The following is an 11,439-nucleotide window of genomic DNA, read 5'->3' as shown; positions in this document are numbered from 1 at the left end:
GGCACTCCTGTTGACCCAGAAGTATAAATGGTATAAATCAAATCATATGGTTCTATGTTATTGTCGATGTCTGGATAATTCTCTTTAGAGTCCAATACCGTTGAAACTATAACTTGTTCAATTTCCGTAAGTTCTTGATAACAATCGGTCAATAATAAGTTTACTTCGCTATCATTTATAAAATATTTTACTCTTTCCAAAGGATAGTTGGAGTCAATTGGTAGGTATGCTGCTCCCACTTTAATTACAGCTAATATGCCAATAATATATTTAAAGGTTCGTTCCATAGAAATTGCTACAATATCACCTTTTTGAACTCCTTTTTTCTTCAATAGTGCTGCATACTTATTGGTGAGCTGGTTTAATTCTTTGTAGCTTAACGAGGTATCCCCATAAACTAGAGCTTTGATATCTGGATATTGACTTGCGCATCTTTCGAACTCTTTATGGAAAAGGAACTCATTATGAAAATGCAACTTTTTTTTGCTTGAATTGAATTTAATTTCATCTTCTTTATCGAAGCCAACCTCTAAGCACTTACGAGAAATACCTTCCAGACTATTTAACAAAAGGGAATGATACTCAAGTAAAACCCGATTCATATTATCCTCGGAAAACTTGTATGAATCGTAATATAAGTTCAATGTAACTGAGTAGTTGTCATTAACACATGATATTCTTAAATCATTTTTGTCAATGTTTAAAAATATACTCTGAACCTTCATTTTTAAATCTGTTCCAATCTCAGTTGATTGAATTTCTTCATAATCAAACCCATACTTGAAGTAACTATCACTATATATACCTTCTATTGTATTTAAATATTGCTTTATACTTTCCCAGTTAAATTCAATTTGTGATTCTTTACTTTCTCTGACTAAATTACGTACGTTATCTAGATGTTCACTTAACTTTGTATATTCTTCATCAATGTTAACGGAAAGAGGAACATATTTAGAAATTGGTCCCATGACTCCTTTAAGGTGCCTAGCGGTCCGACCCTCACAGTAATAGCCAATAGTCAAATTTTTGTTATTTGTCAGTCTGCTTAAGAGTAAAGTCCAGATAGCCAAGAGATAATCTGAGATATCGTGTTCACCATTTATTAAATTTTTCATTCGAGTTATTACATAATTGTCGGTGGGTATAGATATTTTTTTAATTCTAGGTCCAGACCTTTGAATATTCTCACTTTGATTAACCTTGTCACTCAAAAATAGGTCCTCTTGAGTTTCAGTTTGTATTAACTTATCGACCCAATATTGTTTTGAATATATTTTCTCTTCTGATTTTTCAACTTTGTTCAACCATTCAGAGACCCGTATAAAAGGAACCTGATTATTATTTGATTGAACGCCATCCAATTTTAATGAATAAATATGAGCGATTTTATCCATTATTAACTGAGTATTGATATCAGAATTTAAAGCTGAAGAAGTTAAAATTAAAAGATGTTTTTGTTTAGATAATTTCACCAATATACTTTCAAAGTGACACCTAATTGCATTGCTGTCCCCTTTTAAAGCATACTTGCTTATTTCACTGATTTGCTGAATCTGAGCTGGTTCGCCATATTTTGAAAAATCGTAAAATTTAATACTTGGACAAATAGCATCGGTATATTGAAAAGTATTATTATTAATCCAAAATTCTTTAATAGTATCTTCAAAAACAGTGATATTTAAGGTGCCTTCCAATGAAAAAGTGTAATGTACCAAATAAGAATATGATGAATCATTATTTTCAAGTTCAGAAAGATACCTTTGCTGAGGTGATAAAAATCCCATAGAATCTCCACATATTAGTTGCCCATTGCAACCAATACTTTCCTTTCTCCTTGAAACGGATTTCTAGAATGCGCTACAAGGTAATTATCTAATAACATTACGTCATTTTTCTCCCATTTGAATTCAATCTTTTCTTGTTCAAAAGTAAGATTAATTTGTTCTATTATATTATCTTCAATGATTGAACCATCCCCATAATACGTATTAAATGGAATATTTTCTAAACCAAATTCACTAAGAAATAATTCTCTTAATTCAGAAGAAAGGTTATAGACATGATAGAAAGATACATGATTGAACCAGATCATTTCATTAGTCATCTTATGCTTACGCACAGCCTGACGAACTTGTTTAGTCCTTAATCTATCATCTGTTTTCCATTCAAAATCTATCTCATGTTGATTACAGTATTCTTCTACGACAGTTTTATCAGTTGTATTAAAAGCTTCTTGCCAAGTTGGACCAAAACCGTCTCCGTAATTTCTTACTAACATCCAACCTTTGTTCTCAAATCTCTTAATTATTTCTTCAGGTATTCGATTATAAACTCTTCTAACATCAGCAATTGGTGTTTCCCCGCCAACTTTTGGCGGTACTAAACAATAAAACCAAATAAGTTGTGGAGATATAACGGAATACGAGAGTTCATTATGCATCTCAATTGTTTGGTTAGCTGGATGCTCTGTTGAAGTATAGATATTATCACTCATCTGCAGTCTTGGAGTTGTGCGTTCTATATAATTCACAAGATTCGAACTGTAATTATTTACCAATTCACTAAAATCATTAGAATTGTTAACATTAAATCCCCTAAATAATATCCCCCCACGCTCAAGTAAGGTTTTATTAATTAGCTCTTTATTATCACTTATCCAATCAATTAAATTAAACTCGTTTACCTTTGGTTCTAATATCAACGGTAGATTTTGCGATTTTTCAGAATAATTTACATTAAAATAATCTTGTAATTTATGAAAAGACATATATAACAACAACCTTTCCTATTTAAAATTTTTCGAAGTCTAAAATCCTTTTTGTTGCTATCTCTTTTTTTCGTTCCTCTAAAATCTTGTTTTCATATTCATCTAAGGCGTCTAAAACATCATTTAACATAACTTTTGGATGGTCTACCAATTGGTTAATCACTAATTTATAGCAATTTAGCATTTTCACTATTGTACTTTTAGCAAATTTACTAGGGTTATACGTTAAATGAATATGGTAAGTATCCTGCTTTTGAATTACATCAAAATGAATGTCAAACTTTGCTGGTCTTCTATCCACTTCAATGAATTCTATGCAAAAATCTTTCAATTTAGGTACCACTTCCAAGTCATTATGGAACGCAAATAAAATCTGGAAAATAGAATGATCTTTTTCCCCTTTTTTGTAGGCAAATTCCTCGTTTATTTTTTCAATTGGTATTTGTCCATGTCGAAAAGATTCTATAAATTCATATCTTATTTCATCGATCAATGTAAGAAGCGGTTTGTTCTTGCTAAAATCAGAACAAAGAGTGATTGTATTAATAAAACAACCAATGACTTCTTCAAATTCAATTCCATTTCTATTTGAAATGGGTGTACCAACAATGATTTCTTGTTGTTTAGAGAAATAATGCAAGATGGTTTTAAATACTGTAATAAATAACATGAATCTGGTATAGCCATGTTCATTACAAATAGAATTAATTTTTCCACTTAACGACTCGTTTAAAATATCAGTGCAAATTCTTCCGTTTATATCCTCCGTCTCTCTGATAAAATCATACGGGAGTTTTATTTTCGTTTTATCTTGCATGAATTTATTTTTCCAATAATTTAGTTGTTTTACAGAGTCTGTAGTGGTTAGCCATCTTCTTTGCCATTTTGCATAATCTACATATTGATATTTCAATGCTTTGCTTTGATAAGGACCTATGTTGTTATCCAATTCACTTTTGTACAGTTCAAAAAGTTCATTAACAAATATCCCACTAGAGTCCCCATCAAAAATGATATGGTGGAATGAGCCAATCAGTATATTTTCATTCTTATTAAGTTTAACAAGTAGTAATCTAAATAATGGTCCCTCAGATAAGGAGAAAGGTTTCCATATTTGAGTTTTTATCTTTTCTTTTACCACTTGATCTTTCTCTGTATAATACTCATCTGACAAATCTTCACATTTAATAGTGACATTATAATCTTCATGTATCTGTTGAATAGGGGTATTATCTTTAATAACAAAAGTTGTACGTAAAGCTTCATGCCGTTTTACAAGTGCATCTAAAGCTCTTTGTAATTTTTGTATTCTCAATGGGCTGTTTACTTTTATAATCAATGGAATATTGTATATTGATGGATCGTCAGATATTTGAGTATGAATCCATATACTCTGTTGAACATAAGATAGTGGTAATTCTTCGTTCGTTGGTAGCTCTTCTATATGAATAATTTCCCCTGATTCCTGCAGTTTCTCAGTTTCCTCTTCAATATATTCACAGAGTTCTTTAAATATAGGAATTTCAAAAATAGAACTGATAGATATGTTTTTTTTAAAAACTTCACGAGAACGAGAAACAATCCTAATTGCAGTTAAAGAATGCCCCCCTAAGTCAAAGAAATTTTCATTAATATTAATCGTATCGACTTTAAAGACCTCTGACCAAATTTTCAGCATTTTTTCTTCTGTTAATGTCTTTGGACCCTCAAAAACCCCTTTAGAAATTTTTTCATAATGCTCAATCTTAGGAAGTGCATTACGATCTACTTTTCCACTAGAAGTTGTCGGAAAACTATCTAAACAAATATATCTACTTGGGACCATATAATAAGGTAACCTCTGCTTAAGAAATTCATTGAATTCATTGTTATTGAAAATAGAAGTACTTTTTCTTTTAACATAGTAAGCTACAAGTATGGTATTATCATTCTGGTCCTTATCCGCAGACACAACGACTTCTAGAATACCTGGAAACAGTTTCATAGATGATTCAATCTCTTCCACTTCTACTCTATTACCATTTATTTTAAGCTGCTGATCTTGTCTGCCTATATATTCAATACTTCCGTCAGGGAGAAACTTTGCTAAATCACCTGTTCTGTATAAACGAGAGCCATCCTGCGTGAAAGGATTTGGTATAAATTTATCAGCAGTTAAATCAGATTTATTAATATATCCAATTGCCAATCCTTTCCCGCCAATGTACAGCTCACCTATAACACCCACTGGTAAAATTCCTAGCTGGGAGTCTAGAATGTATGCATCGCACCCTTCAACGGGGTAACCAATAGGAATCTGATTTGAATAGTCATTCTTGTCACTAATCCAATATGTTGAGTCTATACAAGTCTCCGTTGGGCCATATAAGTTAACTAATTGTCCATTATGGAGGGATTGGAATCTATTGACCAATTCTAACTTCAAATATTCCCCTCCACACAACATATATCTTAATGATGTACAAGATTGTAATTTCACACTATTTTCTGTAAGTAAATTTAACATCGTCGGAACCACTTGAAGTAGTGTAACTTTTTCATTTTTAATAATATCTAGAAGGTATTCGGGATCTAGATGTCCATTCGGTTTTGCCATTAGTAATTTCGCTCCAGCAATTAGAGGTGCAAATATCTCTGAAACAGAAACATCAAAAGTAAACGCGGTCTTTTGTAATACCACATCTTGAAAGCCCAATGGAAACTCTCTTTGCTTCCATAACGTATGATTACTGATGGCTCTATGTGGCACAAGAACTCCCTTAGGCATACCAGTTGAACCTGATGTATATAACAAATAAGCTGCATGTTCTAAATTAAGGTCCAAGTTCAAATCAGTATCTTTTTCCCTGAATAATTCGAATAAAATCTCATCAAAAAGTTTCACATTATAATCATCTGCGGATACAACATGAGATACTTCTTTTTGACTAATAATGATTTTCGTGTTTGATTGTTCTAATATATAAGAAATTCTTTCGGTTGACTGCTGAGGATCAATTGGAACGTATGCTCCTCCGGATTTAAGAATACCTAGCACTGTAATAATAAGTTCTATAGACCTTTCCATTGCTACGCCTACTATATCGCCACTTTTCAATCCGTTTCTTAGAAGATAATTGGCAAATCGGTTTGCTTGCTGATTTAGCTCTTTATAGGTTAGAGTTTGTTTTTCATATTGGACAGCTATATTTTTTGGTATTGTCTTCACTTGTTCCTCAAATAATTGATGAATCAAACAGGATGTCTTAATAGTAGGTTGTTCTCCTGAACTTTTACTAAATTCGTTTAATATTTTGTTTTTTTCCACTTCAGAAATTAATTTATCAGTTTTAATCATCGAATATGGATTTTCAGCCATTATTTCAATAGATTTATTATAATAACCTACAATTAGTTCCATTTGTTCAGCAGTAAATAGAGACGAATCCCATTCAACTATCAATTCAAGACGCGAATTAATAGGATTCAAATTAAAGCTTACACTAAATGGTATCTCAGTTAATCCCTCATCTAACGTATCCCATAACTCTATACTTTGATTATCTAATAATGAATCATAGACGTGAAAGTGAATATAGTTAAAAGTTGATTCAAATAATCTGTTTACTCCAACGCTATTTTTCAAATCCACCATCGGATATCGGTTATAAGGTATGGAATCTTGCTCCTTATCAAAAACATCCTTTATTAAGTCTATCCATGTTTTCCTATCTAATTTAACCCGTAGAGGGGTCATATTTAGAAATAGACCTAAGAAGTCAGCACCATCAGTTACTTCTGGACGACCATTTGTAACGAGTCCCGTTAACACATCTTTTTTACCTGATAACAGACCAAGTACAGAGCAATGAGCAGACAATAAAACAGCTTTATAATGAACCGCCGCTATCTTACTTAGCTTTTTTACCTTTTCAAATATTTCATTTGAAATGAGAATTTTCTTTGTCATTTTTGGATTATATGGTATTTCATCTGATTGTTGAGAATTCAATTTAGGAAAGTTTTTATACTCATAGTCCTCTAATATTCTTAACCAATAGGATAATTGTTTTGATGAACTTATTGCCTCTGTTTCAAGCTCAACATATTTTTTTATAACATTCATATCAAACTTTTTACTATCAACTCGTTTATTGTTTTTAAAGGACTGATATAAATCGAACAATTCGCTTATAAAGTTAGCTACGCTCCATCCATCTAAAATGGCATGATGCTCTTTTAATGTAAATTGGAACTCATGTGAATTTCTTTGATGTATTGTAATTGTGAATAGTGGAGCTTTTCCCCAGTCAAACTGTATATTTTTTTCTTTTTTTATCCAATCATGAATGAGTTCATTTTGTTGAATGGAGTTATATTCAGTAATATCAAAAGTAGACACTGGAGGTTCCACTTTCTTATGAACAAGTTGTAATGGTTGATTATAATTTACTAGGTCAAATGATGTTCTGAGTATAACATGATGATTCATCATAATTTCTAACGATTTATATAATGCCTCGTGATCATAAGGGAATTTAACCTTAAAAGAGGTGATGTTAATGTAAGACCTTGAGCCTTGAGTGAGCTCACTTTGATATAGCATACCTTCTTGCAATCTTGTAAGTGGATATGCATCCTCTACATCGTTTTGCCATTGTTTAACTTCTATTGATTCTATAACAGGTTCTTCCACATTTACTTTATGATTCTGTAATTGTTGATTTTTTATTATTAATTTTGACAAATTCTTTATCGTTCTATTTCTAAAAAGATCCTGTATAGAAAAATCAAGACCATATTTTCTTCCTTCTGCTACAATTAGAATACTGCTTATCGAATCTCCACCAAGTTCAAAAAAGTTATCCTCTAATCCAACGGAATTCTTCTTTAATACACCCGCCCATAATCTAACTAGAGTTTCCTCTATTTGATTTCTAGACCAGTCCTTTACTTCACTTTTAGTATCATCATTTATATGCGAAGTAGGTGATGGTAATGCTTTTATGTCCACTTTCCCATTGTTTGTTAATGGAAATTTATCGATTGGAATAATCACTTGAGGAACCATGTATTCTGGTAGTTGGCTTTCTATATAATCATTTAGTAAATTAATATTAACTTGATGATTTTCAACAATGTATAATACTAAAATTTTGTTAGACTCATCGTCCTCATAAACCATTAAGAGGACATCTTTAATATCAGGGTAATCTTTAATAACTTTTTGAATCTCCCCAAGCTCAATTCGATATCCATTTAGCTTTATTTGATTATCAATGCGTCCAATATATACTAAATTATTATCATTCGTTACTTTTACGATATCACCCGATTTATATAGCTTTCCATTAGTCTTAAATGGATTTTTAATAAATCTTTCATTGGTTAGTTCTGCTCTATTTAAATAACCTTCTGCTAACCCCTCACCACCAATGTAGAGTTCTCCGTGTACACCAGGAGGAACAGGTTGCATAAACTTATCCAATACATAAATTTCCAAATCAGGGATTGGAACCCCGGTAATGCTACCTTTAGAAAGATGAACACTTTCTTTTGTAACTGGAAAATAAGTAACGTGTACAGTTGTTTCGGTAATTCCGTACATATTGATTAATTTAGGATGCTCATCACCATAATACGTAAACCAATCCTTTAGATCTCCAAATTCTAAAGTCTCTCCACCAAACACTATATATCGAAGATCTAACTCGGGATGTCTCGCTTCTAGTAAAACAGGCATTAAATTTTTAAAAGCGCTTGGTGTTTGATTTAAAATGCTAACCTTTTCTTTAAAGATTAAATCAATAAAATCTTTTGGTGATCTACTAATCCAATGAGGAACGACAATTAATTTCCCTCCATGCAATAGAGCCCCCCAGATTTCCCACACAGAAAAATCAAATGAAAATGAATGATAATTCGTCCAAACATCTTTTTCGTTAAATCTAAACCAATGTGATGTACTACTAAATAATCTGATCACATTTCTATGAGGGATGATAACACCTTTTGGTTTACCTGTTGACCCCGATGTATAAATTACATAAGCAGGATTTTGAGATTCTGACTTAACATCAGGATTAGAATTATCTTCCTTTTCTATTTCTTCAACATCCCTGTCTAATGCTATTACTTTAATATCACATGAAAAAGTATCAAATAAATGCTGCTGGGTTAATACAAGTTTCATATTCACATCGTTGACAATAAAAGACTGTCTTTCATGCGGCTGTCTGGGATCGATTGGGACATAAGCTGCACCTGCTTTCAAAATCCCTAGAATACCCACCACCATTTCTATAGATCTTTCTATACAAATTCCAACGTACGAGTTTTTCTGCACACCTTGCCTAATTAAATAATTTGCTACTTGGTTAGATCTTTGATTCAATTCCTCGTAAGTATATGAATTATCTTCATATTTAATAGCAGCTTTATAAGGGTACCGCCTTACTTGTTCCTCAAATACGTTGTGTATACATTCATATTTATCAGTCAACAATGATTCTGAATCGGAATTGTTATTATATCTTGTAATCTGAGAATCTGTGACTAGACCAATCTGAGAAATTTTTTTATTCCTCTCTTTAATTACATTCTCTAATAAAACTAAAAAAGATTGTGCAAATTGGATTATCGTCTCCTTTTCAAAAAGTTCATCATAGTATTCAATCGAGCAGAGACATGAAGACACAGATTCATTAATTGTAAAAGTAATATCAAATTTAGACGTTTTATTATGAACGTTTAAAGGTGTTATCTGTAACTCATCCAGTTCCCATTTTGATGAACTTTCTAATACAAACATGGTTTGAAAAAAAGGAGTGTATGCATTTGACCTAGGAATATTTAAACTATCTATAATTTTTTCTAAATTAATATCTTTATTATCATAGGCATCTAATACCACTTGTTTTAAGTTCTCTAATAAATCAATAAATGTCCAGTTGGGATTGATCTCAGTCCTTAATACGAGACTATTGGCAAACATCCCCATTATATTTTCGATCTCATTATGATTTCTATTAGCTATAGGAGTTCCCACTAAGATGTCTTCCTGACCTGAGTATCTAAATAATAAAACTTTATATACAGCCAGTAACGTTGTAAAAAGTGTCGTGCCTTCTTGTTTACTCATCTTCTTAATAGACTTCAACAGTTCATAAGGAATTTCAAAGTCATACTGACTTCCTGAAAAGCTTTGTACAGATGGACGGACCTTATCGGTTGGTAATTCTAATAAAGGGGATGCACCATTTAATTTATGTGTCCAATAGTCAAGTTGCTCATCAAAGTTGAAATCTTGTTGTCGTTCCCATTCTGAGTAGTCTGCATACTGAATGAATAATTCATTTAAGGTTGGATCTTCCCCTCTTTTTAAAGAGTGATATACTTTAGAAAACTCTTTACTGAAAATATCAATTGACCAACCATCGGAGATAATATGATGCATATTAATTATTAGAATAAATTCATCGTTTTGAATTTCCAATAAACTCAATTTTAGTAATTGCCCATTCTCTAATTGAAAACGATGTCTTACTTCATTTTCAATACAATTTAGCACTACCTTCTCCTGATCTTCCTCGTATTTTAAATCTTCATTTATATCCATATAATGAATAGGTATAAATTTATTTGGCATAATTACTTGCATTAATTTACCATCAATGACTTTAAAATTTGTTCTTAGAGACTCGTGTCTCTTTACTAATAAATTTACACTTTCTTCCAAAATATCTATCAATAAATTCCCTTTAATATGAAATGTATAGTATACGTTGTATACAGGTACATCTGGTACCAACTCAGTAAAAAACCATAATCTTTTTTGCTCAGGCGAAGCCTCAATGATTAGTTCATTTTGCTCAAAAGTATATTGTTCTGACATTCTAATTCCTCATTTCACAAGAATATTATCCCAATAATTTATATAATTTACAATTTTTGTATTTATAAATTAGAATATCAAACAAAAACGTAAACAACAAGCTATTTTTAAAAAAAATAAAATATTTAGAATTTTGATAATTACATCCTAAATAATTATCTAATTTGTTATGATAGTTTAAGTCATTATTATCGGTAAATTAAGGATTAAGAAATGAATTTGAAAATAAATACAAAAGTGGTATTTGTTAATGAAAAAAACATTTGATAAGCCGAAAGAATTTTAATGTTAGTGAACTTTTTGATGTTTATTCAGGAGGATTGAGTTTTTTTGCAAGAAAAAATTCTTTAAAATATTTTAAATTAAGATTTATAAGTACATATTTCCGGAAAACCTCTATAAGAATTCAGATAGTATTTTCAACAACTGCAATACTTGTCGATATACTAATATATTCTATTTTACAAACAAATATTCTTGATACAATGGATACACAAGCGTTTTTCGCATGTTAGAGCATCTCTTAGTTAGAACTTTTGGAACTCCTGCAAAAATACGTACATATGCATAACAATATAAAACGTCGGTTATTAATGCTGTGAATGTAGATGAACATCCTACTCAGCTTATTTAACTCTTCAGGAGACTAAAAAGGCTGACTCTAATTGCATAAGGATTTTAAACATACACGTTAACTATCGATTTATAAGTAATTTTCCTAATGCAATATTCACCATGACTTGCCAGCACATCGAGGCAGTGAAGTAACTAAGGAAGTCATTGCCGGACCACTATG

Annotated in this window: 3 protein-coding genes; all 3 read right to left on the bottom strand. The window is 31.3% G+C overall.

The window, feature by feature from the left end; genetic code table 11:
- On the bottom strand, positions 1-1,787 hold a 1,787-nt coding region (locus tag ACFXN8_RS19720), incomplete at its 3' end, for an AMP-binding protein (protein WP_386847367.1).
- Positions 1,788-1,801: 14 nt separating this feature from the next.
- Positions 1,802-2,770 (bottom strand): TauD/TfdA family dioxygenase, encoded by a 969-nt coding sequence (locus ACFXN8_RS19715; RefSeq protein WP_386847366.1) that lies wholly within the window; start codon positions 2,768-2,770, stop codon positions 1,802-1,804.
- A gap of 22 nt (positions 2,771-2,792) precedes the next feature.
- The gene (locus ACFXN8_RS19710; protein WP_386847365.1) at positions 2,793-10,643 is read right to left on the bottom strand and encodes an amino acid adenylation domain-containing protein; all 7,851 of its coding nucleotides are present in this window, start codon (positions 10,641-10,643) and stop codon (positions 2,793-2,795) included.
- Positions 10,644-11,439: the final 796 nt, after the last annotated feature.

The organism is Lysinibacillus sp. NPDC059133, from assembly GCF_042755925.1.
In the GTDB taxonomy this organism is placed as follows: domain Bacteria; phylum Bacillota; class Bacilli; order Bacillales_A; family Planococcaceae; genus Lysinibacillus.
Note: the sequence above shows the minus strand (reverse complement) of the source record. Positions and strands in the feature narration are given on the sequence as shown.